The organism is Streptomyces griseosporeus, assembly GCF_014656055.1.
GTDB lineage: Bacteria > Actinomycetota > Actinomycetes > Streptomycetales > Streptomycetaceae > Streptomyces > Streptomyces griseosporeus.
Window position 1 is genome coordinate 259,311 of sequence record NZ_BNBR01000008.1, and the last position, 25,823, is coordinate 285,133.

23 protein-coding genes and 1 riboswitch are annotated in these 25,823 nt (G+C 72.4%); of the genes, 10 read left to right on the top strand and 13 right to left on the bottom strand.

The features are described 5' to 3' along the window. Nucleotides 1-2 precede the first annotated feature (2 nt). From IE308_RS32620 to IE308_RS32635, 4 genes are read right to left on the bottom strand one after another with little or no spacing between them, the layout of a single operon-like run. Complete coding sequence (locus IE308_RS32620; protein ID WP_110629760.1) at nucleotides 3-971, bottom strand: complex I subunit 1/NuoH family protein; 969 nt, start codon at nucleotides 969-971, stop codon at nucleotides 3-5. Then, the gene (locus tag IE308_RS32625) at nucleotides 968-2,653 is read right to left on the bottom strand and encodes an NADH-quinone oxidoreductase subunit C (RefSeq protein ID WP_190220641.1); all 1,686 of its coding nucleotides are present in this window, start codon (nucleotides 2,651-2,653) and stop codon (nucleotides 968-970) included. The genes IE308_RS32620 and IE308_RS32625 overlap by 4 nt, the downstream gene beginning before the upstream one ends. After that, nucleotides 2,650-3,258 carry an NADH-quinone oxidoreductase subunit B gene (locus tag IE308_RS32630; RefSeq protein ID WP_110629758.1) on the bottom strand — a complete coding sequence of 203 codons (609 nt, stop codon included), beginning with the start codon at nucleotides 3,256-3,258 and terminating at the stop codon, nucleotides 2,650-2,652. The genes IE308_RS32625 and IE308_RS32630 overlap by 4 nt, the downstream gene beginning before the upstream one ends. Further along, a complete protein-coding gene (locus IE308_RS32635) occupies nucleotides 3,249-3,686 on the bottom strand; it encodes an NADH-quinone oxidoreductase subunit A (RefSeq protein WP_190220642.1) in 438 nt (145 codons plus the stop codon). Before IE308_RS32635 ends, IE308_RS32630 begins: the two co-directional genes overlap by 10 nt. 177 nt (nucleotides 3,687-3,863) lie before the next feature. Between IE308_RS32635 and IE308_RS32640 the strand changes: the two genes are divergently transcribed. The 5 genes from IE308_RS32640 to IE308_RS32660 all read left to right on the top strand — a co-directional run bounded on the left by IE308_RS32640 (nucleotide 3,864) and on the right by IE308_RS32660 (nucleotide 10,985). Beyond that, nucleotides 3,864-5,084 carry a sensor histidine kinase gene (locus IE308_RS32640; protein WP_190220643.1) on the top strand — a complete coding sequence of 407 codons (1,221 nt, stop codon included), beginning with the start codon at nucleotides 3,864-3,866 and terminating at the stop codon, nucleotides 5,082-5,084. 239 nt (nucleotides 5,085-5,323) lie between these two features. Then, entirely contained in the window at nucleotides 5,324-6,739 is a 1,416-nt protein-coding gene (locus IE308_RS32645) for a sensor histidine kinase (protein ID WP_190220644.1), read from the top strand. 344 nt (nucleotides 6,740-7,083) lie between these two features. Further along, complete coding sequence (locus IE308_RS32650) at nucleotides 7,084-7,743, top strand: LuxR C-terminal-related transcriptional regulator (RefSeq protein ID WP_308440134.1); 660 nt, start codon at nucleotides 7,084-7,086, stop codon at nucleotides 7,741-7,743. Nucleotides 7,744-7,969: 226 nt separating this feature from the next. Further along, on the top strand, nucleotides 7,970-9,904 hold the full coding sequence (locus IE308_RS32655; RefSeq protein ID WP_190220645.1) for a 2-oxoacid:acceptor oxidoreductase subunit alpha: 1,935 nt from the start codon (nucleotides 7,970-7,972) through the stop codon (nucleotides 9,902-9,904). Further along, nucleotides 9,897-10,985 (top strand): 2-oxoacid:ferredoxin oxidoreductase subunit beta, encoded by a 1,089-nt coding sequence (locus IE308_RS32660; protein WP_190220646.1) that lies wholly within the window; start codon nucleotides 9,897-9,899, stop codon nucleotides 10,983-10,985. Before IE308_RS32655 ends, IE308_RS32660 begins: the two co-directional genes overlap by 8 nt. Nucleotides 10,986-11,001: 16 nt before the next feature. On the opposite strand, the gene IE308_RS32665 is transcribed toward IE308_RS32660, so the two are convergent. Next, nucleotides 11,002-11,364, bottom strand: coding sequence for a winged helix-turn-helix transcriptional regulator (locus IE308_RS32665; protein ID WP_190220647.1), 363 nt, complete (start codon nucleotides 11,362-11,364; stop codon nucleotides 11,002-11,004). Between the two features lie 214 nt (nucleotides 11,365-11,578). Between IE308_RS32665 and IE308_RS32670 the strand changes: the two genes are divergently transcribed. The 3 genes from IE308_RS32670 to IE308_RS32680 all read left to right on the top strand — a co-directional run bounded on the left by IE308_RS32670 (nucleotide 11,579) and on the right by IE308_RS32680 (nucleotide 14,092). Further along, nucleotides 11,579-12,445: an SDR family oxidoreductase gene (locus IE308_RS32670; RefSeq protein ID WP_190220648.1), complete on the top strand. Its 867-nt coding sequence runs from the start codon at nucleotides 11,579-11,581 to the stop codon at nucleotides 12,443-12,445. Nucleotides 12,446-12,564: 119 nt separating this feature from the next. Continuing rightward, nucleotides 12,565-13,572, top strand: a complete 1,008-nt coding sequence (gene rarD, locus IE308_RS32675) for an EamA family transporter RarD (RefSeq protein WP_190220649.1) — start codon at nucleotides 12,565-12,567, stop codon at nucleotides 13,570-13,572. A gap of 55 nt (nucleotides 13,573-13,627) precedes the next feature. Next, nucleotides 13,628-14,092 (top strand): VOC family protein, encoded by a 465-nt coding sequence (locus IE308_RS32680; RefSeq protein WP_190220650.1) that lies wholly within the window; start codon nucleotides 13,628-13,630, stop codon nucleotides 14,090-14,092. Between the two features lie 102 nt (nucleotides 14,093-14,194). Here the strand turns inward: IE308_RS32680 and IE308_RS32685 are convergent, their stop codons facing one another. Then, a complete protein-coding gene (locus tag IE308_RS32685) occupies nucleotides 14,195-15,478 on the bottom strand; it encodes a tetratricopeptide repeat protein (protein WP_190220651.1) in 1,284 nt (427 codons plus the stop codon). Nucleotides 15,479-15,749: 271 nt separating this feature from the next. Here IE308_RS32685 and IE308_RS32690 point away from each other — a divergent pair, with 271 nt between their 5' ends. Continuing rightward, nucleotides 15,750-16,343, top strand: a complete 594-nt coding sequence (locus tag IE308_RS32690) for a flavodoxin family protein (RefSeq protein ID WP_190220652.1) — start codon at nucleotides 15,750-15,752, stop codon at nucleotides 16,341-16,343. Between the two features lie 11 nt (nucleotides 16,344-16,354). Here the strand turns inward: IE308_RS32690 and IE308_RS32695 are convergent, their stop codons facing one another. The 4 genes from IE308_RS32695 to IE308_RS32710 all read right to left on the bottom strand — a co-directional run bounded on the left by IE308_RS32695 (nucleotide 16,355) and on the right by IE308_RS32710 (nucleotide 21,017). Next, nucleotides 16,355-17,317, bottom strand: a complete 963-nt coding sequence (locus tag IE308_RS32695) for an ABC transporter permease (protein WP_373314653.1) — start codon at nucleotides 17,315-17,317, stop codon at nucleotides 16,355-16,357. Further along, a complete protein-coding gene (locus IE308_RS32700; RefSeq protein WP_110629746.1) occupies nucleotides 17,304-18,269 on the bottom strand; it encodes an ABC transporter ATP-binding protein in 966 nt (321 codons plus the stop codon). Before IE308_RS32700 ends, IE308_RS32695 begins: the two co-directional genes overlap by 14 nt. 31 nt (nucleotides 18,270-18,300) lie before the next feature. Further along, a complete protein-coding gene (locus IE308_RS32705; protein ID WP_190220654.1) occupies nucleotides 18,301-19,542 on the bottom strand; it encodes a LolA family protein in 1,242 nt (413 codons plus the stop codon). A 464-nt stretch (nucleotides 19,543-20,006) separates the two neighbouring features. Continuing rightward, nucleotides 20,007-21,017 carry a polyprenyl synthetase family protein gene (locus IE308_RS32710; RefSeq protein ID WP_190220655.1) on the bottom strand — a complete coding sequence of 337 codons (1,011 nt, stop codon included), beginning with the start codon at nucleotides 21,015-21,017 and terminating at the stop codon, nucleotides 20,007-20,009. A gap of 522 nt (nucleotides 21,018-21,539) precedes the next feature. Beyond that, nucleotides 21,540-21,726: riboswitch (cyclic di-AMP (ydaO/yuaA leader) on the top strand. Between the two features lie 21 nt (nucleotides 21,727-21,747). Between IE308_RS32710 and IE308_RS32715 the strand changes: the two genes are divergently transcribed. After that, nucleotides 21,748-22,248, top strand: a complete 501-nt coding sequence (locus IE308_RS32715; RefSeq protein WP_110629743.1) for a transglycosylase SLT domain-containing protein — start codon at nucleotides 21,748-21,750, stop codon at nucleotides 22,246-22,248. A gap of 24 nt (nucleotides 22,249-22,272) precedes the next feature. On the opposite strand, the gene IE308_RS32720 is transcribed toward IE308_RS32715, so the two are convergent. From IE308_RS32720 to IE308_RS32730, 3 genes are all read right to left on the bottom strand, one after another. Beyond that, on the bottom strand, nucleotides 22,273-23,079 hold the full coding sequence (locus tag IE308_RS32720) for an HAD family hydrolase (protein WP_190220656.1): 807 nt from the start codon (nucleotides 23,077-23,079) through the stop codon (nucleotides 22,273-22,275). A 92-nt stretch (nucleotides 23,080-23,171) separates the two neighbouring features. Further along, nucleotides 23,172-24,380: an FAD-dependent oxidoreductase gene (locus tag IE308_RS32725; RefSeq protein ID WP_190220657.1), complete on the bottom strand. Its 1,209-nt coding sequence runs from the start codon at nucleotides 24,378-24,380 to the stop codon at nucleotides 23,172-23,174. Nucleotides 24,381-24,455: 75 nt separating this feature from the next. Continuing rightward, a complete protein-coding gene (locus IE308_RS32730; RefSeq protein WP_110629740.1) occupies nucleotides 24,456-25,703 on the bottom strand; it encodes a carboxylate--amine ligase in 1,248 nt (415 codons plus the stop codon). Nucleotides 25,704-25,823 lie beyond the last annotated feature (120 nt).

A 25,823-nucleotide genomic window follows, 5' to 3' on the forward strand; every position in this document is an offset into this window, starting at 1 on the left:
GGCTACTGGATCACCACCTTGACGATGCCGGTGAGGGCGATCTGAGCGAGGGAAAGGGGGACGAGGAGAGTCCAGGAGAGCTTCTGCAGCTGGTCCTCGCGCAGGCGGGGGTAGGTCACGCGAAGCCAGATGACGATGAAGGCGAGGACGGCCGTCTTCAGCAGGGTCCACACCCAGCCGAGGCCGTCGGCGCCCCAGGGGCCGTGCCAGCCGCCCAGGAAGAGGACGGTGGTCAGGCCGCACAGGACGATGATCCCGGCGTACTCGGCGAGGAGGAACAGGGCGAAGCGCAGGCCGGTGTACTCGGTGTACGCGCCGAAGATGATCTCCGAGTCGGCGACGGGCATGTCGAACGGGGGGCGCTGCAGCTCGGCGAGGCCGGCGACGAAGAAGACGATCGCGCCGACGATCTGCCAGGGCAGCCACCACCACTCGAACGCGTCGAGGATGCCGGGGAGGGAGACCGTGCCGGCCGCCATCGCGACGGAGGCGGCGGCGAGCAGCATCGGGAGTTCGTAGGCGAGGAGCTGGGCGGCTGTGCGGAGGCCGCCGAGGAGGGAGAACTTGTTGGCGCTGGCCCAGCCGGCCATGAGGGAGCCGAGGACGCCGACGCCCATCACGGCGAGGACGAAGAAGACACCGGCGTCGATGACCTGGCCGACGGCGCCTTCGCTGGGGCCGATGGGGATGGCGAGCAGGACGAGGAGGTACGGCAGGAGGGCCACCGCGGGGGCGAGCTGGAAGACACGGCGGTCGGCGCCCGCGGGGACGACGTCCTCCTTCTGCGCGAACTTCACGCCGTCCGCCACCAGCTGGGCCCAGCCGTGGAAGCCGCCGGCGTACATCGGGCCGAGGCGGCCCTGCATGTGGGCCATCACCTTGTGCTCGGTCTGACCGACGATCAGGGGGAAGGTGAGGAAGACGACGAAGACGACGAGGAGTCGCAGAGCGACGTCGAGCACGTCGTTCACTGCGGGCCTCCTGCGGGGTTGTCGGGGTCGGGGTGGTTCTGGGGGTGCTGCGGGGAGTCAGGGGTCGGGTCGGCCGGGGCGGTGCCGTCGGCTGAGGCTGCATCGTCGGCCGGGGCGGTGGCATCAGCTGGGGCTGCGTCGTCGGCCGGGGCGGTGCCGTCGGCCGCGGTGTCCTCCGGGGCCGGGGCCTCCGGTGCCTTCGGGTCCCGTTGCGGCTCCTGCCCTTGCCGGCCTTCGGGGCGCTTCTGCTGCTCAGGGGTGGGGCTGACCGGCGAGGGTGTGGTGCGCTCGGTGGCAGGCTCCTCCGTCGCCTCGCCCGCCGGCTCACTCGGAGCCTCGCGGTCGCTCGGCTGACTCGGAGCCTTGCGGTCGCTCGGCTCCGGCTCGTCGAAGGCGGGGCGGGCGTGGTGCCACGGGGCGTCGGCGCTGCGGGGGGCGGGGCGACGGGTCGTTCGCGGCGTCGGTGCGGTGGGGCCGCCGGGGCGGCCGGATGCCGTCGGTTCTCCGGTGCCGGTGGTTTCCTCGGGCGTGCCCTGCTCGGCGGCAGCCGCGGCCGCGGCCGCTGCCGACCCCGCGTCCGCGGCGGCACCGGAAGCCGCCTCGGCGGCCTCCGCCCGCTGCGTGGCCGAACCCTCGCTCGCGCTCCGGGCGCGGCGCGCGGTGGCCGACGGAGCAGGCGTCGGCTCAGAGCCGGCCTGCTGCCCGGCGGCCTCCGCAGGTCCACCCTGCTGCCCGGCAACCACCGCAGGTCCACCCTGCTGCCCGGCGGCCTCCGCAGCCCCACCAGGCTGCGCGGCACCCGCAACCCCCTCCGTCGGCTCCGCCCGCTGCGTGGCCGAGCCCTCGCTCGCGCTTCGAGCGCGGCGTGGGGTGGTTGGGCGCTGGCTGGCCGAGCCCTCCGAGGCGGTGCGGGTGCGGCGGGCGGGTGCGGCGGGCGGGGTGTCGGTTTCCGTCGGCTCGGGGGCGGTGGTCTGGCCGGCCGAAGCCTGGGATGCCGAGCCCTCTGAGGCCGAGCGGGTGCGGCGGGGGCGGTCGGCGGGCGCCGTGCCGCGTGCGGCGGCGGCGCGGCCGGCTGCTCCTGCCGTGCGGGCGGGGCGGGCGGGAGCCGGGGGGAGCTGGCCCTTCAGGGGGCCCCAGTCGTTGGGGTCGGGGACGCCCGGGGGGAGCATCTGGCGGCGCTTGGGGCCGGCGTGGTCGGACTCGCCCGGTTCCTTGGCGCCGGGCCAAGCCTTGGCCACGCGGGCGGCGAGGACGAAGTCCTTGCGCAGGGGGTGGCCCTCGAAGGTCTCGGGAAGGAGGAGGTGGTGCAGGGCGGGGTGGCCCTCGAAGCGGACGCCGAACATTTCGTGCGTCTCGCGTTCGTGCCAGGCGGCGCCCGCGTAGACGGAGACGGCCGTCGGCAGCGCGGGGGCCTCGTGCGGGACCGTGGTGCGCAGCAGCAGTCGGCGCACCGGGCCCAGCGCGGCCACGTGCGCGGCGACGCGGAAGCCGGTGCCGGGCTCGTCGACGGCGCTCAGCCAGTCGAAGTAGGTGCAGCCGAGCCGGTCACGGGCCGTCTCCAACGCGGTGATCCAGGAGGCGGGCGGGACGTCGACGGTCAGGACGTCGTAGGACTCGTCGGCGGTGGCCTCGGGGCCGAAGAGTTCCTCGACGGGGGCGGGCAGCCAGCCGGCCTCGGTCATCGGGCCTCCCCCTTCGGTGCGGGCGGTGGCACCAGGCCGCTCTGCAGGGCGGCCGGGGAGGGACGCGCGGTGTCGCCGTTGCCGTACCGCTCGCCCAGGGACTCGCGGGCGATCTTCTCCTGGAGCTTGAGGATGCCCTGGAGGAGCGCCTCGGGGCGGGGCGGGCAGCCGGGGACGTAGACGTCGACGGGGATGATCTGGTCGACGCCCTTGGTGACGGAGTAGGAGTCCCAGTAGGGGCCGCCGCAGTTGGAGCAGGCGCCGAAGGAGATGACGTACTTCGGCTCCGGCATCTGCTCGTACAGGCGCTTGACCGCCGGGGCCATCTTGTCGGTGACCGTGCCCGAGACGACCATCAGGTCGGCCTGGCGCGGGCCGGGCGCGAAGGGGATCACGCCGAGGCGGATGAAGTCGTGGCGGGCCATCGAGGCCGCGATGAACTCGATGGCGCAGCAGGCGAGGCCGAAGTTGAAGACCCAGAGGGAGTAGCGGCGGCCCCAGTTCAGGACCACCTTCATCGGCTCGGGGGCCAGGCGGGCCAGCGCGCCCAGCCGCTTCGGCTCGGGAAGCAGCACGGGCTCGGCGGGAGCGGGGTTCACGTCCATGCCAGGACGCCCTTCTTGTATGCGTACAGCAGGCCCACGGCGAGGAAGCCGAGGAAGATGAACATCTCCACGAGCGTCGTCGCGCCGTAGCCGGGGCGGGCGAAGACGGTCGCCCAGGGGAACAGGAAGATCGAGTCGACGGCGAAGATGACGTAGAGGAAGGCGTAGACGTAGTAGCGGACCTGCGTGTGGGCCCAGCCCTCGCCGACGGGGTCGACACCGCACTCGTAGGTCAGCAGTTTCTCGGGGGTGGGCACGACCGGGCGCAGCAGGCGGCCCGCGCCGAAGGCGACGGCCACGAACAGCACGCCGACGACGGCCAGCAGGCCGACCACCGAGTACGACTCGAAGTAGTCCGCCGCGACGACGGCGGTCGGCTCACGCAGCGTCTCCCGCAACGTCCGCCCCTCGCTCTCCGCTCTCGACATGTTCGACGATCTGTACGCACGGGAGTCTAGGCCCTGATAAAGAGCCGGTAAGCAGCCCGTCACGCCTTGAGATGCCGGTCGGGCCGCCCCGTCGGGAGCGGGGTGGGGTTTTCCCCCGTCGGACGAGGCCGGGCGACCTCATGGCGCGCCGCGGCGGCGCGCGGCACGCTAACCCATATGACCGCATCCACACCCTCGTCGCCGGCCGTCTCCGCACCTGTTCCGGCGGCCCCCGACGACGATCGCCTGCCGCCGCCCCGTTTCGCGTTCGAGGCGTGGACGTGGAAGGAGATCGCGTATCTCCTGACCAACCTGCCGATGGCGCTGGCCGGGTTCGTCTACGTCATGACGGTGGTGGTTGTCAGCAGCGCGCTGACGATCACCGTGGTCGGCCTGCCGCTGCTGGCGATGGGGCTGATGGGTGCGCGGCTGCTGGGCCGGTTCGAGCGGAACCGGGCGCGGGCGCTGCTCGGGGTGCGCGTCGACGAGCCGAGCAGTCTGCCGCTGCGCCGCGGGCCGGACGGTCTCCTCGGCCGGATGTGGATGGCCGTGAAGGATCCGGTGGCCTGGCGTACGGCGCTGTACGACTTCATCCGGCTGCCCTGGGGTGTGCTCACCTTCGTCACGGTGCTCACATCGCTGTTCGTGCTGTGGCCGGTGCTGCCGTTCGTGGCGCGGGCGCTGAGCAACGTGGACCGGGCGATGGTGCGCGGGCTGCTGTCGCCGTCGGACGAGCTGGAGCGCCGTATCGCCGAACTGGAGTCCGACCGGGGGGTGGTCGTGGACACGGCCGCCGCCGACCTGCGACGTATCGAGCGCGACCTGCACGACGGGGCGCAGGCCCGGCTGGTGAACCTGGCGATGGGGCTGGGTCTGGCCAAGGAGAAGCTGCTGGAGGATCCCGACGCGGCCGCGGCGATGGTCGAGGAGGCGCACGGCGAGGTGAAGCTGGCCCTCCAGGAGCTGCGCGACCTGGCCCGCGGCATCCACCCGGCCGTCCTCACCGACCGGGGGCTGGACGCCGCGCTGTCCTCGGTGGCCTCCCGCTGCACGGTGCCGGTGAAGGTGACCGCCGACCTGCCGTCCCGGCCTGCCGCCGCGATCGAGGGCATCGCCTACTTCACCGTCTCCGAGCTGCTGCAGAACGTCAGCAAGCACAGCGGGGCCCGGTCGGCGAGCGTCGACGTGTGGCGGTCGCGGGACCGGCTGCTCATCCAGGTCCGGGACGACGGGCGCGGCGGCGCGTCGCTGGACGGCGGCAGCGGGATGCGGGGCCTGTCGGAGCGGCTGGGTGCCGTGGACGGCCTGTTCGTCGTCGACTCGCCGCCCGGCGGTCCGACGACGGTCACGGCGGAGCTGCCCTGGCGCGACCGCGGCCCGGACGAGCGGCCGAGGTAGGGAAAACCCCCCGTCCAAGACGCCGACGGCCTCCATGGTCCGCCGACCTGCGGCAGAGCAGGGTGGAGGTACGACATCCGGACCTCCGAGGGTCCGGCCGGCCGGACCTCACGAGGACCTACGACCGGTCCTGACGAGGACCTACGACCGGACCTCGCGGGGACCGACGACCGGACCTCACCGGGATCCGCGGCCGGACCTCGAGAAGACCCGACGACGAGCAGAAACGGACCACGGCGATGGCCATGGAGTACGGAGAATCCCCCTACGACACCCACGGCCCCTCCGGCAGCCACGGCGGCTACGGCGGCTACAGCGGCTACGGCACCGGCGCCCACGACGGCCACCGCGGCTACGGCCCCGGTGACTCCCGTCGGCACCGGCTGCCCGCCGCGCTGCGGGCGCCGTTCGAGGGGCGCAGCTGGCGGGAGTTCGCGTACCTGCTGCTGAACCTGCCGATCGGCGTGCTGCTCTTCACGTACGCCGTGACGATGGTGGCGCTCGGCGCGGGGCTGCTCGTGACGTTCCTCGGCATCCCGGTGCTGGCGGCGGCGCTGGCCGGCTGCCGGGGCCTCGGGGCGATGGAGCGGGCGCGGGCACGGGCCCTGCTCGGCCTGGAGGTCGCCGACCCGGAGCCGCTGCGGGTGCGCAAGAGCGGCCTGATGGGGTGGATGGGCGCGGTTCTGAAGAGCGGTACGTCGTGGCGGCACCTGCTGTACGCGGTGCTGCACTTCCCGTGGGCGGTGTTCTCGTTCGTCGTCGCGCTGAACGTGTGGGCGTACGGCTGGGCGCTGCTGACGTATCCGCTGTGGTTCTGGCTCTTCCCGGTGTACGGCGGCCAGGGCGGCCTCCAGCTGTACGGCGACGAGCAGCACAGCATCTACCTGGACAACCCCTTCGAGATCACGGTGACGGCGCTGGTGGGACTGCTGTTCACGCTGGCGACGCCGTGGATCGTGCGGGCGCTGACGATGGTGGACCGGCTGCTGGTGCACGGGCTGCTCGGGCCGTCGCGGCTGGCGTCGCGGGTGGTGGAGCTGGAGTCGGACCGGGGCGTGGTCGTCGACACGGCCGCTGCCGACCTGCGGCGCATCGAGCGCGACCTGCACGACGGGGCGCAGGCGCGGCTGGTCAGCCTGGCGATGGATCTCGGGTTGGCCAAGGAGAAGCTGCGCGAGGACCCGCAGGTGGCGGCGCGGATGGTGGACGAGGCGCACGGCGAGGTGAAGACGGCGCTGCAGGAGCTGCGGGACCTGGCCCGGGGCATCCACCCGGCCGTCCTGACCGACCGGGGGCTGGACGCCGCGCTGTCCTCGGTGGCCTCCCGCTGCACGGTGCCGGTGCGGGTGGACGTGGACCTGGCGTCGCGGCCGGCGCCGGCGATCGAGGGCATCGCCTACTTCACCGTCTCCGAGCTGCTGCAGAACGTCAGCAAGCACAGCGGGGCCCGGTCGGCGAGCGTCGACGTGTGGCGGTCGGAGGACCGGCTGATGCTGCAGGTGGTGGACGACGGGGTCGGCGGGGCGTCCGCGTCCGGCGGGTCGGGGCTGGCGGGACTGGCCGAGCGGCTGGACGCGGTGGACGGGATCCTGGTCGTGGACTCGCCGGCGGGCGGCCCGACGCGGGTGACGGCGGAGCTGCCGTGGCGGGGGTGACCTCCGTCCCCGACGGCGCCCACTGATCAGCACCGCCCGGCGACACATCCCCGGAACCGCCCACTGATCAGCACCGCCCGACGACACATCCCCGGAACCGCCCACTGATCAGCACCGCCTGACGACACATCCCCGGAACCGCCCCCTGATCAGCACCGCCCCTCGACAACCAGCCACCCCCGTCCGAAAACCCTCCCCCGTGCCGCCGATCCGCGCCGCAATCTGCCGCCCCGACCCCCCGGAATCCCGTTGCCCCACCCACGCTCCCCTCCCGATGCTGGAATGCTTGACTTGTCGCCCGGGTGGGCGTGGGTTTCTGGGGGGCCGAGATCGTGGAGGACAGGGTGCGGGTGGTCATCGCCGAGGATTCGGTGCTGCTGCGGGAGGGCCTGACCCGGTTGCTGACCGACCGTGGGCATGACGTCGTCGCCGGGGTCGGTGACGCCGAGGCGCTGGTGAAGACGATCGGCGAGCTGGACGCCGAGGGCGCGCTGCCCGACGTGGTCGTCGCCGACGTGCGGATGCCGCCCACGCACACCGACGAGGGCGTCCGGGCCGCCGTACAGCTGCGCAGGGCGCATCCGGGGCTCGGGGTGCTGGTGCTGTCGCAGTACGTGGAGGAGCGGTACGCCACCGAGCTGCTGGCCGGTTCCAGCCGCGGGGTCGGCTATCTGCTCAAGGACCGCGTGGCCGAGGTGCGGGAGTTCGTGGACGCGGTGGTGCGGGTCGCCGAGGGCGGGACCGCGCTCGACCCGGAGGTCGTCGCCCAGCTGCTCGGGCGCAGCCGCAAGCAGGACGTGCTGGCCGGGCTCACCCCGCGGGAGCGGGAGGTGCTGGGGCTGATGGCGGAGGGCCGGACCAACTCGGCGATCGCCAGGCAGCTGGTGGTCAGCGACGGGGCGGTCGAGAAGCACGTCAGCAACATCTTCCTCAAGCTCGGGCTCTCCCCGAGCGAGGGCGACCACCGGCGGGTCCTGGCCGTGCTCACGTATCTCAATTCCTGACGGACCGCCCCCAGGGGCTCCCCCTTTCCCCGGCGGAAGCGGGGACCGCCCCAGCGGCTCCCCCCTTTTCCCCGGCGGAAGCGCGACCGAGCGGATTGCCGTACGCAAGTCGTGTCCGCGATGCAAAAGACCAAGGGGAGGCGGTACTCGGAGACGTAGGGTTGGTGACGGGAGGGCCCGTGGAAAGGCCCCTGCCCGACAGCCGCCCCGAGGGAGGTCCAGTTCAGTGACCAGTCAGGTCAGCAGCCCAGCGGAACAGGCCGACACCGACACCACCGTCGTGGGAGAGCAGCGCAAACCGGCCGGGGCGAAGAGCGTCCGCCGGCTGGACCGGGTGATCATCAGGTTCGCGGGGGACTCGGGCGACGGTATGCAGCTCACCGGCGACCGGTTCACCTCGGAGACGGCGTCGTTCGGCAACGACCTGTCGACGCTGCCCAACTTCCCCGCCGAGATCCGTGCGCCCGCAGGCACTCTGCCAGGTGTCTCGAGTTTCCAGCTGCACTTCGCCGACCACGACATCCTCACCCCCGGCGACGCCCCGAACGTGCTGGTCGCGATGAACCCCGCCGCCCTCAAGGCCAACGTGGGCGATCTGCCGCGCGGCGCGGAGATCATCGTCAACACGGACGAGTTCACCAAACGGGCGATGCAGAAGGTCGGCTACGAGACCTCCCCGCTGGAGGACGGCTCCCTCGACGGCTACAGCCTGCACCCGGTGCCGCTGACCACGCTGACGGTGGAGGCGCTGAAGGAGTTCGACCTGTCCCGCAAGGAGGCCGAGCGCAGCAAGAACATGTTCGCGCTGGGGCTGCTGAGCTGGATGTACCACCGGCCGACCGAGGGCACCGAGCAGTTCCTGAAGCAGAAGTTCGCGAAGAAGCCGGAGATCGCCGCGGCGAACATCGCGGCGTTCCGCGCGGGCTGGAATTTCGGTGAGACGACGGAGGACTTCGCGGTCTCCTACGAGGTCGCCCCGGCCGCCACCGCCTTCCCGGTCGGCACCTACCGCAACATCTCCGGCAACCTGGCCCTGGCCTACGGCCTGATCGCCGCCTCCCAGCAGGCCGACCTGCCGCTCTTCCTCGGCTCGTACCCGATCACCCCGGCCTCGGACATCCTGCACGAGCTGTCCAAGCACAAGAACTTCGGCGTGCGCACCTTCCAGGCGGAGGACGAGATCGCCGGCATCGGCGCGGCACTGGGCGCTGCCTTCGGCGGCTCCCTCGCCGTGACCACCACCTCCGGCCCGGGCGTGGCCCTGAAGTCGGAGACGATCGGCCTGGCCGTCTCCCTGGAGCTGCCCCTCCTGGTCGTCGACATCCAGCGCGGCGGTCCTTCCACCGGCCTGCCGACCAAGACCGAGCAAGCCGACCTCCTCCAGGCCATGTACGGCCGCAACGGCGAGGCGCCCGTCCCCGTGGTGGCGCCGAGAACGCCGGCGGACTGTTTCGACGCCGCCCTGGAGGCGGCCCGCATCGCGCTGACCTACCGCACCCCGGTGATGCTGCTGTCCGACGGCTACCTGGCCAACGGCTCGGAGCCCTGGCGCATCCCCGAGCTGGACGAGCTGCCCGACCTGCGGGTGCAGTTCGCGCAGGGCCCGAACCACACGCTCGACGACGGCACCGAGGTGTTCTGGCCGTACAAGCGCGACCCGCAGACCCTCGCCCGTCCCTGGGCGATCCCGGGCACGCCCGGTCTCGAACACCGCATCGGCGGCATCGAGAAGGAGGACGGCACGGGCAACATTTCCTACGCCCCTGCCAACCACGACCGCATGGTGCGCCTGCGCCAGGCCAAGATCGACGGCATCGACGTCCCCGAGGTCGAGGTGGACGACCCGCAGCAGGCGCGGACGCTCGTCCTGGGCTGGGGTTCGACGTACGGCCCGATCACGGCGGCGGTCCGGCGTCTGCGCACGGCCGGGATCCCCATCGCGCAGGCCCATCTGCGCCACCTCAACCCGTTCCCGGGCAACCTGGGCGAGGTGCTGAGGTCGTACGACAAGGTCGTGATCCCGGAGATGAACCTCGGCCAGCTCGCCACGCTGATCCGGGCGAAGTACCTGGTCGACGCGGTCTCGTACAACCAGGTCAACGGCATGCCGTTCAAGGCGGAACAGCTCGCCGCGGTTCTCAAGGAGGCCATCGATGGCTGAGACGACCCGTTCGTCGGGGGAAGGCACGGGCACGATCGAAGCGCTCTCGCTCGTCCCCAAGGCCGAGGCCAGGCAGTCCATGAAGGACTTCAAGTCCGATCAGGAAGTGCGCTGGTGTCCCGGCTGCGGTGACTACGCGATCCTCGCCGCCGTGCAGGGCTTCATGCCGGAGCTGGGACTGGCGAAGGAGAACATCGTCTTCGTCTCCGGCATCGGCTGCTCCTCCCGCTTCCCGTACTACATGAACACCTACGGGATGCACTCCATCCACGGCCGCGCCCCGGCCATCGCCACCGGCCTCGCCACCAGCCGCCGCGACCTGTCCGTCTGGGTCGTCACCGGCGACGGCGACGCCCTCTCCATCGGCGGCAACCACCTGATCCACGCCCTGCGCCGCAACGTCAACCTCAAGATCCTGCTGTTCAACAACCGGATCTACGGCCTCACCAAGGGCCAGTACTCCCCCACCAGCGAAGTCGGCAAGATCACCAAGTCGACGCCGATGGGCTCCCTCGACGCCCCCTTCAACCCGGTCTCGCTCGCGCTGGGCGCGGAGGCGTCCTTCGTGGCGCGGACCATCGACTCCGACCGCAAGCACCTCACCGAGGTCCTGCGCCAGGCCGCGGCCCACCCCGGCACCGCCCTGATCGAGATCTACCAGAACTGCAACATCTTCAACGACGGCGCCTTCGACGCCCTCAAGGACAAGCAGCAGGCCGAGGAAGCCGTCATCCGGCTGGAACACGGCAAGCCGATCCGCTTCGGCGCCGACGGCGCCCGCGGTGTCGTACGCGACCGGGCCACCGGTGATCTGAAGGTCGTCGACGTCACGCCGGACAACGAGGCCGACATCCTGGTCCACGACGCGCACGCCGCGTCCCCCACCACGGCCTTCGCGCTGTCCCGGCTCGCCGACCCGGACACGCTGCACCACACGCCGATCGGCGTCCTGCGCGATGTGGAACGGCCCGTCTACGACACCCAGATGGCCGACCAGCTCGACACCGCCGTCGAGCAGAAGGGCAAGGGCGACCTGGCCGCCCTGCTGGCCGGCGGGGACACCTGGACCGTGGTCGGCTGAGCCGGCGCCGCCACCGTCACGAGGCCCGGGCCGCCGCCCGGGCCTCGTCGTATGCCCGGCGCGACCGCTCCACGTCCGGCATGCGCTGCTGCGTCCACGCCGCCAGCCCGCGCACCTGTTCGGCCGCCTCGCGGCCCAGGTCGGTGAGGGAGTAGTCGACGCGGGGCGGGATGACCGGCCGGGCCTCGCGGTGGACCAGGCCGTCGCGCTCCAGCGTCTGGAGGGTCTGGGTGAGCATCTTTTCGCTGACGCCCCGGCCGGTCCGGCCGATCTCCCGGCGCAGCTCACTGAACCGGTACGACCGCTCCAGCAGCGCGATCAGCACCAGGACGCCCCAGCGGCTGGTGACGTGCTCCAGCACGAGCCGGTGGGGACACATCTCTGCGCCGCTGTCTGCGCTGTCTGCGCTATCTGCGCTATCTGCGCTATCTGCGCTATCTGCGCTATCTGCGCTATCTGCGCTATCTGCGCTGTTCGCGCGCACTGCACTTACCGCCATGCCAGTACCTTACTTCAAAGTTGGTACTTTCCCATAGTTAGCGCATGCCCTACGGTGAGTGTCAGAAGCCGACCCCCCGAGGAGAACGCAGATCATGAGCATCGTCGTCACCGGAGCCACCGGAAAGCTCGGTCGCCACGTCGTGGAGCAGCTGCTGGAGAAGGTCCCTGCCGAGCAGATCACCGCCGTCGTGCGGGACAAGGCCAAGGCCGCCGACCTCGCCGGGCGCGGCGTGCGGCTCGCCGTCGCCGACTACAACGCGCCCGAGACCTTCGACGGCCTCTTCGCGGCCGGCGACAAGGTGCTGCTGATCTCCGGCAACGAGTTCGACAAGGGCCGCCCGCAGCAGCACAAGGTCGTCATCGACGCCGCGGAGGCGGCCGGCGTGGCCCTGCTCGCCTACACCAGCGCCCCCGGCTCCCTGAGCGCCGCGCTGGCCGACGACCACCGCGCCACCGAGGAGATCCTGCTCGGCTCGGGCGTGCCGTACGTGCTGCTGCGCAACGGCTGGTACCACGAGAACTACACCGAGAACCTCGCCCCGGTCCTGGCGCACGACGCCGTGGTCGCCGCCGCCGGCGCGGGCCGCATCTCGACCGCGTCGCGCGCCGACTACGCGGCCGCCGCCGTGGCCGTACTGACGGGCGAGGGGCACGAGAACCGGACGTACGAGCTGGGCGGCGACGAGGCGTGGAGCTTCGCCGAGTACGCGGCCGAGCTGAGCCGGCAGACCGGCCGGGAGATCGCCTACCAGCCCGTCTCCGTGGAGGAGCTGACCGGCATCCTCACCGGCGCCGGGCTGCCCGGCCCGCTCGCGGCCGTCCTCGCGGGCGTGGACGCGTCCATCGAGAAGGGCGAGCTGGTGGTCTCCGGCGGTGACCTGTCCCGGCTGGCCGGCCGTCCGACCACGCCGCTGGCGGAGGCGATCGCCGTCGCGCTGAAGGAGCGGCACCAGGGCTGACGCCCCACGCTCCGGGTCCACCCCCTGACTGTCATGACCGTATGGCGATACGGGCATGACAGCAGGGGGTGTGCGGCGCTACCTTCGTGAACGCAGGGCGACAGGCGAAGGAGGGCCCCGTGGGCGACACGTCGAAGGGTGAGCAGCGCATAGGTCTGCTGAACGGCTTCGCGGCGTATGGGATGTGGGGGCTGTTCCCCCTCTTCTTCCCTCTGCTGGAGCCCGCCGGCGCCGGTGAGGTGCTCGCCCACCGCATGCTGTGGTCCTTCGTCGTGGTCGCCGCGGTGCTGCTCGTCGTACGGCGGTGGCGGTGGGCCGGCGAGCTGCTGCGGCAGCCGCGCCGACTGGGCCTGGTCGCGGTCGCCGCGGCCGTCATCAGCGTCAACTGGGGCGTCTACATCTGGGCCGTGAACAGCGGCCATGTCGTCGAGGCCTCGCTCGGCTACTTCATCAACCCGCTCGTCACCATCGCGATGGGCGTGCTGCTGCTGAAGGAACGGCTGCGGCCGGCGCAGTGGGCGGCCGTCGGCGTCGGTCTGGCCGCGGTCGTCGTCCTGACCGTCGGCTACGGCCGTCCCCCGTGGATCTCGCTGATCCTCGCCTTCTCCTTCGCCACCTACGGCCTGATGAAGAAGAAGGTGAACCTCGGCGGCGTGGAGTCACTGGCCGCCGAGACCGCCATCCAGTTCCTGCCCGCGCTCGGCTATCTGCTGTGGCTGACCGCGCGAGGCGACTCCACGTTCACCAGCGAGGGCCCGGGCCACACCGCGCTGCTCGCCGCGACCGGCGTGGTGACCGCGCTGCCGCTGGTCTGCTTCGGCGCCGCCGCGATCCGCGTGCCCCTGTCCACGCTGGGGCTGCTGCAGTACCTCGCCCCGGTCTTCCAGTTCCTGTGCGGCATCCTCTACTTCCACGAGGCCATGCCGCCCGAGCGCTGGGCGGGCTTCGGCCTGGTGTGGCTGGCCCTGATCGTGCTCACCGCCGACAGCCTGCACACGGCCCGCCGGTCCGCCCGCCTGCGGTCGACGCTCGCGGCGACGGCACCGGTGGCGGAGACGGAGACAGTCCCTGCGGCGACCGCCGGGACGGCCACCGGGACGGCGGCTGCGCCTCGCGTGGAAGCCTGATCCCCTTCCGGCGTTTCCGTTGCCCTGCGGCTGGTGCACACATTTAAGTGGCTCCATGAATGAGACGCCCGCCCCGCTGCACTGGAAGCTCGTCATCGACGCCGCCGACCCGCACGGCCAGGCCGACTTCTGGGCCGCCGCGCTGCACTACGAGGTCGAGGACAACAGCGCCCTCGTCGAACGGCTGCTCGGACTCGGCGCGCTGCCCGGCGCGGCCACCGTCGAGTTCCACGGCCGCCCGGCCTTCCGGGACCTGATCGCCGTACGCCACCCCGACGACCCCTACGACCCGGACAGCGGCACCGGGCTGGGGCGGCGGCTGCTGTTCCAGCGCGTGCCGGAGGCGAAGACCGTCAAGAACCGGCTCCACCTCGACCTGCACCCCGGCGCGGACCGGCGGGACGCCGAGGCGGAGCGGCTGGAGGGGCTCGGAGCGACGGTCGTGCGCCGGGTGAAGGAGGCGGGCGGCGAGTGGGTCGTCATGGCCGACCCGGAGGGCAACGAGTTCTGCGTGCAGTGAGCCACGAGGGCAACAGGTCCTGCGTGCAGTGAGCCGCGAGGGCAGCAGGTCCCGCGTGCAGTGCGCCCGGAAGGCGCGGGTGTCTGTGTGCGGTGAGCCCGGTCAGCCCTGGTCGCCGCCCGTTCCGCGGGCGGCGGCGCGGTCGGCGCGGTCGGCGCGGTCGGCGCGGTCGGCAAGGCGGGTCATCCGGGCCCGGGCGGAGTCCAGTTCCTCGATGTCGTCCGCGGCGGGGCCGTCCCCCGCGGTGAGTTCCACCCACAGCCCCAGCAGGTCGCGCCCCAGGTCCAGGCCCTGCAAGGGATCGCGCACGGCCCGCCACGCCGTGGCCGCGCTCTGCACGTTGCCGTAGGCGGCGTCCGCGTCGCACGCCCGGTGGTGGACGCGGGCCAGGTCCAGGGAGAGCCGGAAGGCCCGCACCGGGTCGCCGGCCAGGTAGGCGACGTAGGCGGCGAGTTCACGCAGCCGGAGCACCTCGGCGTGCTCCGGGCCCAGCACCCGGACGGCCTCGCCCACGGTGTGCTCCGCCAGCTCCGACGCGGCCGCTATCCGCCCCGACCGCACGGCCTCGTTGATGTCCTCGACCTTCGCCGCGAGCAGGGACGGCATCCCCGCCCCGACGGTCGGTCCGTCCCCGAGCACCGCCTCGGCGACGGCGTCGAAGCCGCGGGGCGGGGTGGGCGCGGAGTCAGGGGCGGGTGTGCGGGTGGATCCGGGGCGGGAGGTGGTGTCCGGCGCCGGGGCGGGCTCGGGCGGGGGCATCACCGGGGGCGGACCGAAGGCGCCCTGGGGGGCGGGAGGCCGGGCCTCGGTGGCGGCCTCTGTGCCGGCCATCGGCTCGACGAGGGGCTTTACGCCGGCCGTCGGCCCGGTGGGGGCCTGCGTGCCGGGGACACCGGCCGTCGGCCCGGTGGGGGCCTGCGTGCCGGGGGCACCGGCTGTCGGCTCGGTGGGGGCTCCCATGCCGTGGGCACCGCCCGTGGGCCCGGTGGCGGCCTGCGTGCCGGGGGCACCACCGCGTCCGGTGGGCTCCGTCGCCACCGGCCCCCTCGCCACCGGCCCCGTCCCCACCGGCCCCGTCGTCGCCACCGGCTCCGCCGTGAGGTGGCTGGACCCGTCAGGGTCGACCCGGAGGGGGACGGCGTACCCGATGCGCTCGTCGCGCACGGTCGCGTATACGGGGCGCCCGGTGGCGCGGGCGATCCGGTACAGGTGGCCGAGGACGGCCTGCTGGAGCTCTTCGCCCTCCGCCGGGACGACCGGCACCCCGCTGATCGACGCCCGGCCCGCGTCCGGCCCGGAGGCGGGGACGTGGACGTCGAGCGGAGGTACGGCGGAGCCGCCGGGCTCCGGCTTGTTTTCCCGCTTCTCGCGGCTGAGTCGAGACATCGCTTCCATCGTGCCCTTCACTGCTCCCCCGCGCCTCTCCCCACCGCCGCAGCCGGCCATGGTCGTTCGTACGTCCGACATCGAAAACCTGCTGCCGTCCGTACTGTTGAGTCTCGCCGCTCACTCCCGTCGGCGGCGTCACCGCAGCGTCACAGACTCGTCCCGACCGCGCGCACGCACCTGTCCTGAGACCACACCCCCACGATCTTCATGCGTCTGCATATAATGCAGGTGCAGTTAATCGCCGTACGCCCGTCGACTGGGGGACCCCATGAACCGCCGCTTCCTGTTCCTGCTGGCCAGCAGCCGCAGTGAGGGCAACACCGAGCTGCTGGCCCGCCGGGCCGCCGAGCAGCTGCCGAGCGACGTGGAGCAGGAGTGGCTGAGCCTCACCGAGCACCTGCTGCCCGACTTCGCCGACCTGCGGCACGACAGCGACCACGTCCGCCCCACCGAGGGCACCACCGCCCTCCTCCTGGACGCCACGCTCGCGGCGACCGACATCGTGATCGCCTCGCCGCTGTACTGGTACTCGGTGTCCGCGCAGGCCAAGCGCTACCTCGACCACTGGTCCGGCTGGCTGCGCACCCCCGGCCTCGACTTCAAGGCGCGGATGGCCGGGCGCACCCTGTGGGGCGTCACCGCGCTGGCGCACGAGGAGCAGGAGGTCGCCGACCCGCTGATCGGCACGCTCTCCAACTCGGCCGCCTACATGGGCATGCGGTTCGGCGGCGTACTGCTGGGCAACGGCAGCAAGCCCGGTGACGTCGAGAAGGACGCGGAGGCGCTGGCCCGGGCGAAGACGTTCTTCGCGCAGGAAGCGCCGCTCGCCCGCTTCCCGTACGAGGCCGACGGCGACTCATGAGCTGACATGGCTCAAGAGGTGATGTCCTTCGCGGCGAACCGTGCCCAGGCCGCCGATCCGAACACGGCCGCGTACAGGGCCTGGAGGCCGAGGTTCTTGCGCACCTCGTCCCAGTACAGGGGCTCGCGCATCAGGTCCGCGAAGGACAGCCAGTAGTGGGAGAAGAGGTACGGCTGTACGGCGTGCAGCTGCGGGATCTGGTCCAGGATCTGCACGGTGATCAGCAGGCCCACGGTCGTCGCCATCGCCGCGATCCCGCTGCCGGTGAGGGTGGACACGAACAGGCCGAGCGCGGCGACGCCGGTCAGTGACGCGGCGACGACCAGCGCGATGAGCAGGGCCCGGCCGAGGCCTTCGGCGAAGCCGATCCGGGTGCCGGAGATGGTGGTGAGGTCGCCGAGCGGGAAGAGCAGGGCGCCCACGGCGAGCGCCGACGCGGCGACGACGAGCGTGGCCAGCAGGCAGAACGCCATCGTCGTCGCGTACTTGGCGAGCAGCAGACGGGTGCGTCCGGCCGGGGCGACCAGCAGATAGCGCAGGGTGCCCGCGTTCGCCTCGCCGGCGATCGCGTCCCCGGCGATCACGCCGATCGCCATCGGCAGGAAGAACGGCAGGGTCGCCGCCAGGGCCGTGAAGACCAGGAACAGCCCGTTGTTGGTGACCTGCGAGATGAACGCAGGCCCCTCGCCGCCCCCACCGCCGGCTCCGGAGCCGTCCCGGGTCTCGATCTTCACCGCGATCCCGACCAGTACGGGTACGGCGGCCAGCACCCCGAGCAGGGCGAGGGTACGCCAGCGCCGCAGCGTGACGACCAGCTCGCTGCGGAAGAGTCCGAGGGTCCACAGCGGGCTGGGGGCGCGGGCCGCGCCGCCCTGCCCCGGTGTGTCCACGGCAGCGGTGTAGGCCGCAGCAGTGTCGGCAACAGCGGTGTCGGCCGCAGCGGTGTCGGCGGCAGCACGGTCAGCCCGCGACATCGAACCCCTCCCCCGTCAGCGCCACGAACGCGTCCTCCAGCGACGCCCGTTCCACCCCGAAGCCGCGCACCCGGACGCCGGCCGCCACCAACGCGGCTGTCAGCTCGGCGAGTTCGCGGTCGGGCGGATCCCCGGACACCTGGTCCTCGGCCGTCACGACGTCCCCGACGCCCTGCTCCTTCAGTACGCGGGCCGCGTCCGCCGTGTCCGGCGTGGTCACCACCAGCCGCCCGCGGGCCCGCGCCGCCAGGTCGGCGACCGCGCCCTGCGTGAGGAGCCGCCCCTGCGCCATGACCGCAGCGTGGCTGCACACCTGCTCGATCTCGTCGAGGAGGTGGGAGGAGAGGAACACGGTGGTGCCGTCGGCGGCCAGCTCCCGGATCAGGGTGCGGATCTCCCGCATGCCCTGCGGGTCGAGCCCGTTGGTCGGCTCGTCCAGGACGAGCAGCCGACGCGGCTGGAGCAGCGCCGCGGCGAGGCCGAGCCGCTGCTTCATGCCCAGCGAGTACGCCTTCGCCTTCTTCCCCGCCGCCGCCGTCAGCCCCACCCGCTCCAACGCCGCCGCGACCCGCGCACGCCGGGTGCGCGGGTCGGCGGTCGGGTCGGCGGCGTCGTACCGCAGCAGGTTGTCCCGGCCGGACAGGAAGCCGTACAGCGCGGGCCCTTCGATGAGCGCGCCGACCTGGGGCAGTACGGCGCGGGAGGCGCGCGGCATGGGATGCCCGAGGACCCGCGCCGAGCCGGAGGTCGGCTCGATCAGGCCCATCAGCATGCGGATGGTGGTGGTCTTGCCGGAGCCGTTGGGCCCGAGGAACCCGAAGACGCTGCCCGCCGGGACGGTCAGGTCGAGACCGTCCACGGCGAGCTGTCCGCCGCGGTAGCGCTTGGTGAGGGCGCGGGTGCGGATGACCGGGTCGGGCGCGTCGGTCCGCGCGGCGGAGGGATGGCCCATGGACTGTCGACTCCCGGTGTTCGGTGGGCTGTTACCCGGCGTCGGCGGTGCGGACGAGGGTGTCCTTGTCCACCGTACCGACGTAGACCTTGCCGTCGTCGGTGACGAGGGCGTTGACCAGGCGGGTGGAGAAGACCGTGCCGGAGCCGAACTTGCCGCTGACGTGGTCGCCGAGGGAGTCGAGGAAGCCGCCGAGGTCACCGCCGACCTCGGAGCCGGAGGGGATGCCCTGGCCGCCGGTGTCGAAGGTGGCGACGGTGTTCCAGCCCTTGCCGATGACCTTGAGTCCGTCGAGTCCCTTGCCGAGATCGCCCTTGCCCGGGATCTCGCCTGGGGCGTCCTTGCCGGGGAGGTTCTTGCCGGGAAGGTCCTTGCCCGGCATGTCCTCGTCCTCGGTGACCTTCGCGCCCTTGGGCGGGGTGAAGTCGAAGGTGGAGGCGTCCGGCTTGCCGAAGCCGACCTTGGTGAAGCCGGCGTCGACGACGGCCGCGCCGCCGCCGGCCGGCGTGAGCGTGAACTTCAGCGGCATCCCGGTCTTCGCGTCCACGGCGATGCTGATCGCGCCGACGGTGGTGCCCGACTGCCTAGGCTTGATCAGCAGCTTGTAGGCGTCGCGGCCGGCGACGTGGACCGTGCCGTCGACCGTGACCGAGGTCGTGTCGTCGACCGACTTCAGGGCCTCCTCGGCGAAGTCGCGCGGGGTGGCGGGAAGTTCAGCGTCCTTTCCTGCGGGGTGCCGGTCGTCGGCGGTGGCGTGGTAGACCTCGTTGGACCTGCTGTCGTAGCCCCAGATGTCCTTGCCGTTGTGGATGAGGCTGTACTCGGCGGCGTCCTCCAGGAGCGAGACCTTCTGCCGGTCCGGCCCGTCGGTGGCGACCCGCAGGGTGTGCGAACCGGTCACCAGCTCGGTCATCTTGGCCGACGGGTCGGCGGCGGAGCCCTCGGAACCGGAACGCGCGCCCGCCCCCGCCCCGCCGAAGCCGGAGCCCAGGCTCTTCTCCAGGCCGCCGAGGTCGGGCAGACCGAGGTCCGTGCTGATCTTCACGGTGCCGGACAGCTGCTGCACGTCCGACGCGGCGATCTTCTCGATGAGCTGCTGTGCGCTGATCTCGGGCAGGTCGGGGTCACCGGAGTCGGCGAGCGCGGGGACGATGCCGATCGTCGCCGCCGCCACCCCCACCACCGCGACCGGGACGACATACCGCGATGCCTTGCGCCGCCCTGCCCTCGGGTCGGCGCCGGCCGTGCTGTCGTCGGATTCGTACGGTGCCATGTGTGCCTTACCTCCGTTGTCGGCGGCGGCTGTCCGTCCGTCTCACGCCGTAGCGCCGGGATCCCACCAAGCCGCCATTCTCACCCGAACCGGTGAAGTCTGGTGTCTTTCCGCATGCACCATCTGACCAAATCGGCCAGGAGGATTCGTCAACCCGGGGACTCAACTCCACGTACTGCTCCGGTATGACACGGAGGCCTGTCGGGTCCCCCATCCAGTAGGGGATGGGCGGGTTGAGGGGGAGTCAGGGGGTGGGGAGGGGGCGCACGGGGCGGGGTGGGGGTGGGAGGTGGCGCAGGGGGCGGAAGGCGCCCTGGGGGCGCGGGGGGCGAAGCCCCCGCCGGGGTCCGGGGCGGAGCCCCGGGTGAGGGTCACTTCTCGACCCACCGAGTCGGGTGGGCGGGTGGCAGAACGGGGTCCGGGGCGGAGCCCCGCGGCGGCGCCCCCGAGCCGGGGGCACCCCCTCAGCCCGCCCGATGCACCACCGCATCGCACAGCTCCATCAGCGCGACCTTCGCATCGCACTCCGCCAGCGGCACCAGCGCGGCCCGCGCCTCCTCCGCGTACCGCACCGTGTCCCGGCGCGCCTGCTCCAGCGCCGGGTGCGCCCGCAGCGCGGCCAGCGCCTCCGCGTGCCGCGTGTCGTCACTGAGGTCGGAGTCCAGCAGCTCGCACAGCGCGACGTCCTCGGCCAGCCCCAGCCGCGCCGCCCGCTCCCGCAGCCGCAGCACCGGCAGCGTCGGGATGCCCTCGCGCAGGTCGGTGCCGGGCGTCTTCCCGGACTCGTGGGAGTCGCTCGCGATGTCGAGCACGTCGTCGGCCAGCTGGAAGGCGACGCCCAGCCGCTCGCCGTACTGCGTCAGGACGTCCACGACCGTCTCGTCGGCGCCGGACATCATCGCCCCGAACCGGCAGGACACGGCCACCAGCGACCCGGTCTTGCCGCTCAGCACGTCCAGGTAGTGCTCGACCGGGTCCCGCCCGTCCTGCGGCCCGGCCGTCTCCAGGATCTGCCCGGTGACCAGCCGCTCGAACGCCAGCGCCTGCACCCGCACCGCCTCGGGGCCGAGGTCGGCCAGGATCTGCGAGGCCCGCGCGAAGAGGAAGTCGCCGGTCAGGACGGCCACGGAGTTCCCCCACCGCGTGTTCGCGCTGGGCACCCCGCGCCGTACGGCGGCCTCGTCCATGACGTCGTCGTGGTACAGCGTGGCGAGGTGGGTCAGCTCCACGACCACGGCCGACGGCACGACACCCGGCGCGTACGGATCACCGAACTGCGCGGCGAGCATCACGAGCAGCGGCCGGAACCGCTTCCCGCCGGCCCGCACCAGGTGCTGCGCGGCCTCCGTGATGAAGGGAACCTCGCTCTTGGTGGCCTCGAGCAGCCCTTCCTCGACAGCCGCCAATCCGGCCTGGACATCGGCTTCCAGAGCCTGGTCCCGCACGCTCAGCCCGAACGGCCCGACGACGGTCACGAGGGGTCTCCTGTCTGCTGGTGTCTGTTGGCGATTACACGGTTTGTCGATAGGTCGCTGCCCTCACTCAAGTCAGCGTATCCGGTCACGTTTCGATCACCGATAGCCCCCACGGTTACAGGCCAGGCGGTATCGGATCACGCCCGTTATGTTCTTGATCGGTTGATAAGGAGGAATATTTATCGACTTACCCAAGGGTAACAACCAGCGCCGGAGTGGCAACCCGCACCCGTCGACACCGACTTGGGCCATTCACCCGTTTCACCCCCGTTTGTCGATCAAGGTGAGGTGACTCACTCGAACGGCCTCCCCGCCCCTTCACCGCCTTCCCTCCCCACATCCGCCGCACAGCTCTCACCAGCCACTTGTCGTCTTGGCAGCAGCAAACGATCAAGCGCGAGCGAGCGGCTCCGATCATGCTCACCGGCGGTGATGCAGGAATCAGGCACTTGTTCCCGGCATGTGCTCTCGCATACGTTCCCGGCCTGTCGGGCGGACGCCGAATCCTGCCGCCGCCCGTTCCACCACCCACGGACGCATCCACGCACGGCAGGAGCGGGGGACCCAGGTAAGCGCCGGCCCGTACATCCGCACGTCCGCGGACGTACGGCCCGGCTAGGGGTGAAGCCGGCCGCCCACGAGCGGCCCGGCCGGGCACCTCCCCGCCCGAACCCGACAGCTCACCTCGCAGGCGTCGGAGAGGAACTTCGCCATGCCTGCTTCTTCCGCCATGCCCGCTGCCGCCCCGCACCGCCGGACCCGCACGTCCCGGCTGGCCCGCACCCTCGCCGTCGCCGGCACGGGCGCCGCCGTCCTCGCCCTGCCGCTCCTCGGCGCGAGCAGCGCCTCCGCGGCCACCGCCGCGCCCGCGTCGACCACGTCCACCGCGGCGACGACGCTCGCCGGCTACCCCAACAACCTCGACGGCTGGATCCGCGAGTCCCTCGCGATCATGGCCGAGCGGCACATCCCGGGCAGCTACGACGGCATCTACCGCAACATCATGCGCGAGTCGTCCGGCAACCCGCTCGCCATCAACCTGTGGGACTCCAACGCCGTCGCCGGCACCCCCTCCAAGGGCCTGCTCCAGGTGATCGACCCCACCTTCGCCGCGTACCACGTGCCCGGCACGTCGTTCGACCCGTACGACCCGGTCGCCAACATCACCGCCGCCTGCAACTACGCGGCCGCCCGCTACGGCTCCATCGACAACGTCTTCGGGGCCTACTGACCCCGACGGGCTCACCCGGGCCCCCTACGGGAACAGCCGCTCGAGGACGGCGGCCACGCCGTCGTCCTCGTTCGACAGGGTGATCTCGTCGGCCACCGCCTTCAGCTCCGGGTGCGCGTTGGCCATGGCCACCCCGTGGACCGCCCAGCGGAACATGGGGATGTCGTTGGGCATGTCCCCGAAGGCCAGCGCGCGGTCCGGGCGCAGCCCGAGGTGCTCGGCGGCCAGCGCCAGCCCGGTCGCCTTGGTGACGCCGCACGGCTGGAGCTCCACCGTCCCCGGCCCGGACATCGTGACCGTGGCGAGGGAGCCCACCACGGACCGGGCCGTCGCCGCCAACTCGTCGTCCGACAGCTCGGGGTGGCGCAGCAGCACCTTGCTGATGGGCTCGCCCCACAGGTCGTCGCGCCGCCCGACCCGGACCGCGGGCAGGGTCGGGTGGGGCATCAGGTAGCCGGGCTCGATCAGGGTGAGCCCGTCGACGCCGTCCTGGTCGACCGCGGCGTACACCTGCCCGACCTCCGCCTCGATCTTGCCGAGCGCGGTCTCGGCCAGCTCCCGGTCCAGCGTGACCGACCACAGCAGCCGGTCCGCGCCGGCGTCGTACACCTGCGCGCCCTGCCCGCACACCGCGAGCCCGGTGCTGCCGAGGTCCTCAAGGAGCGGCCGTACCCGGGGCGCCGGCCGGCCCGTCACCACGAGGTGACGGGCGCCGGCCGCCGCCACCCGCGCGAGCGCGGCGAGGGACCGGTCGGAGAGGGTGTCGTCCCCGCGCAGCAGCGTTCCGTCCAGGTCCGTCGCGACGAGTGAATATGCGGTGGGTGCGGCCATGATCAGAGAATACGGACACCACACCCCGCCCGTTCACCGCGCTCCGTGACCGCGGACGGCCCCGGTGCCGGCCCGCCGCCGCGGCCGTCGCCTCACCCCCCGTGCGCCGCCGCCAGGTGCCCGGCCAGCCGGGGCGAGGCGAACTCCGTGCCGCACACGAACCGCATCACCGGCCCGTACGACGCCGCCGCCGGCAGCCCCGTGAAGTAGAGGCCCGGCACCGACGACACATAGCCAGCGCCGAGCCTCGGGGTGCCGCGGCTGACCGCCAGCTCGGTGCGCAGTTCGTGGCCGAGGAAGTCCATCGCGGCGATGTCCACCCGGTAGCCCGTCGCGGCGATGACGTGATCGGCGGTCAGCTCCCGCCCGCCGCCCGCGTGGGTGCGCACCGTGAGCGCCGTACGGTCGCCGGCCGTCTCGGCCCGCACGATCCGCTCCACCTCGCTGACCTGCACGTTGCCCTCGAAGCGGGCACGCAGCCACCAGGCGCCGAGCGGGCCGAGGACCCGGCGGACGAGGTAGTGGCGCAGGTCGGCCGGGAGGTAGCGGTAGGGGTGCGGGTAGTAGCTGAACGCCCACAGCGACCAGGCGCGGCCGAAGGGCGACTCGGGGCGCAGCCTCGGCTGCCGCCAGGGAGGTGCGCCGAAGGCGACCCTGCCCCGTCCGCGGGCGACGACCCGCACCCGGGCGCCCGCCTCCGCGGCCAGCACTGCGGTCTCCAGGGCGGACTGGCCGGCGCCGACGACGATCAGCTCGCGGCCGGAGAACCGGCCCAGGTCGGGGTGCTGGCTGCTGTGCGAGAGCGGCCCGGTGGGGCTCGGCCCGTCCGGGGCGGCGGCCGCCAGCTCGGCGGGCAGATGCGCGAGGCCCGACAGGCCGGTCGCCACCACGACCGCCCGCGCGGTGAACAACTCGCCCGAGTCCAGCTTCAGTTCGAAGCCTGACCCGCCGGTCGCCCGGTCGACGGAGACCACCCGGACCCGCTCCAGCTCGGGCACGAGTTTCTGCTGGAACCACTCCCCGTACCCGATGAAGGTCTCCACGGGGATGATGTCCTCGTCCGTGACGAGCCGCCGCAGCCCCGCGGCGTCGCAGTAGTCGGCGAGCGTGTGCCCGGGCTGCGGGGCGTCGATGCTGGAGGCGGCGGGGGTCGACTTGAGCAGCATCCCGTCGGGCATGTGGCCGCGCCAGCTGACCATGGGCTCGCCGAAGACACGCACCGGGATACCGCGTGCCCGCAGATGGGCGGCGGTGGACAGGCCGAACGGGCCCGCGCCGATGACTGCTACCGGTTGGATCACGAAGTCCCTCCCCAGAGACGTCACACCGTCACTTCGTGGCCGGCTCGGGCCCGGCGGGCCCGCGCGGTCGCGGCGTCAGGCGCCCGAACCGGTATGGCCGCCGCGGCGGTTGGCCCGCCACAGCTGGTAGAGATGCTTCGCGCCCGGCCGCACGAAGCGCGCGAGCATCGTGAGGAACGGCAGCGGGTCGTCACCCGCGAGCCAGGCCAGTTCCGTCCCGCTGGGCCGGGCCGGCGCGTGCGGCGTCGTGTAGCCGCTGCGGCGGTAGGCGAGCAGGGCGGGCAGGTCGATGTTCTCCACGATGTAGCGGTGGCCGGCCCGCTGTTCCCCCTCGGGGACCGGGCGCCCCGTCAGGTCGAGGTGCAGGGCGCGGACGACGTCCACCCCCGACTCGTTCTCGAAGAGCCGGAACTGGGCGCCCATGCGCGGGTTGAAGTCGAGGAGCTTGTACTGTCCGTCGCGCCGGTCGAAGCGCAGGTCGAGGTCGATGACGCCGGTGAAGCCGATCTGTTTGATGAAACGCGCGGCGAGGTCCGCGAGTTCCGGGTTGTCGACGACGTAGGCGTTGGCGGTCATGCCCGCGTGCGGCGGCCAGGAGCGGACCTTCACGCCGGTGAACATCGCCAGCGGTGTGGAGTCCCGGTCGAAGTAGGCGTGCACGATCCAGTCCTCGGCGTCCTCCCTGGGCAGGTACTCCTGGAGGATCACCCCGGGGTGCTCGCCCCAGTCGCGGGCCAGGCTGAGCAGGCCTTCGCGGGTGGCGATGCGGGTGGTGCCGTTCACCGCGGGCCGCGAGCGCCGCAGGAACGCCTCCCGGTTCTTCGCCACCACCGGGAAGCGGGCCTTCTCGGCGAACGCGGCGATGTCCTCGTACGACTGCGGGAAGGCCGCCGCCGGGCTGGCGATGCCGTGCTCCACGCACAGGTCGTGCAGGCCCTGCTTGCTGGCCAGCCGGCGGGGCAGGAGCGGGTCGACGCGGGGGAAGAGGAAGCGGCCGCCGAGCGCCTCCTGGTGCTCGGCGATCAGCACCGCGGCCTCCTCGTCGGTGGGGATGAGCACCGCGAGCCGGCCGATCCGGCGGCCGATCCGCAGCAGCCCCTCCACCAGGGCCTCCGGCTCCTCCGTGCCCGTCGTCCGCCAGGGAAAAGCCCTGGTGAGGTAGCGGGAGGCGGCGGCCGGCGTGTACCGGTCCTCGGTGACCGCGTACATGGGCACCCCCAGGCGGCCCAGGCTGCGGATCGCGCCGACCCCGCCGTGGTGCAGCGGGTAGTCGCCGAACTTGACGATCAGGCCCGGCACCTCGCGGTCCGCCTCGACAGGCACACTTCTGGCACGCCTCGTCACGGGTCCCCCCACATGTCCCCCCTGCGGAACGGATGTCCCCGGTCCGTGTTCCCCGCAAAGGACGCTAAGCCGGAATTGCCACCTCCGACAAGGGCAAAT

Coding starts and splice junctions, on each gene's coding strand:
- IE308_RS32640 (WP_190220643.1), top strand. CDS start 3,864: ATGACCGCATCCACACCCTCGTCGCCGGCCGTCTCCGCACCTGTTCCG.
- IE308_RS32645 (WP_190220644.1), top strand. CDS start 5,324: ATGGCCATGGAGTACGGAGAATCCCCCTACGACACCCACGGCCCCTCC.
- IE308_RS32685 (WP_190220651.1), bottom strand. CDS start 15,478: ATGTCTCGACTCAGCCGCGAGAAGCGGGAAAACAAGCCGGAGCCCGGC.
- IE308_RS32670 (WP_190220648.1), top strand. CDS start 11,579: ATGAGCATCGTCGTCACCGGAGCCACCGGAAAGCTCGGTCGCCACGTC.
- IE308_RS32700 (WP_110629746.1), bottom strand. CDS start 18,269: ATGGGCCATCCCTCCGCCGCGCGGACCGACGCGCCCGACCCGGTCATC.
- IE308_RS32715 (WP_110629743.1), top strand. CDS start 21,748: ATGCCCGCTGCCGCCCCGCACCGCCGGACCCGCACGTCCCGGCTGGCC.
- IE308_RS32695 (WP_373314653.1), bottom strand. CDS start 17,317: ATGTCGCGGGCTGACCGTGCTGCCGCCGACACCGCTGCGGCCGACACC.
- IE308_RS32635 (WP_190220642.1), bottom strand. CDS start 3,686: ATGTCGAGAGCGGAGAGCGAGGGGCGGACGTTGCGGGAGACGCTGCGT.
- IE308_RS32630 (WP_110629758.1), bottom strand. CDS start 3,258: ATGGACGTGAACCCCGCTCCCGCCGAGCCCGTGCTGCTTCCCGAGCCG.
- IE308_RS32690 (WP_190220652.1), top strand. CDS start 15,750: ATGAACCGCCGCTTCCTGTTCCTGCTGGCCAGCAGCCGCAGTGAGGGC.
- IE308_RS32705 (WP_190220654.1), bottom strand. CDS start 19,542: ATGGCACCGTACGAATCCGACGACAGCACGGCCGGCGCCGACCCGAGG.
- IE308_RS32660 (WP_190220646.1), top strand. CDS start 9,897: ATGGCTGAGACGACCCGTTCGTCGGGGGAAGGCACGGGCACGATCGAA.
- IE308_RS32680 (WP_190220650.1), top strand. CDS start 13,628: ATGAATGAGACGCCCGCCCCGCTGCACTGGAAGCTCGTCATCGACGCC.
- IE308_RS32720 (WP_190220656.1), bottom strand. CDS start 23,079: ATGGCCGCACCCACCGCATATTCACTCGTCGCGACGGACCTGGACGGA.
- IE308_RS32625 (WP_190220641.1), bottom strand. CDS start 2,653: ATGACCGAGGCCGGCTGGCTGCCCGCCCCCGTCGAGGAACTCTTCGGC.
- IE308_RS32665 (WP_190220647.1), bottom strand. CDS start 11,364: ATGTGTCCCCACCGGCTCGTGCTGGAGCACGTCACCAGCCGCTGGGGC.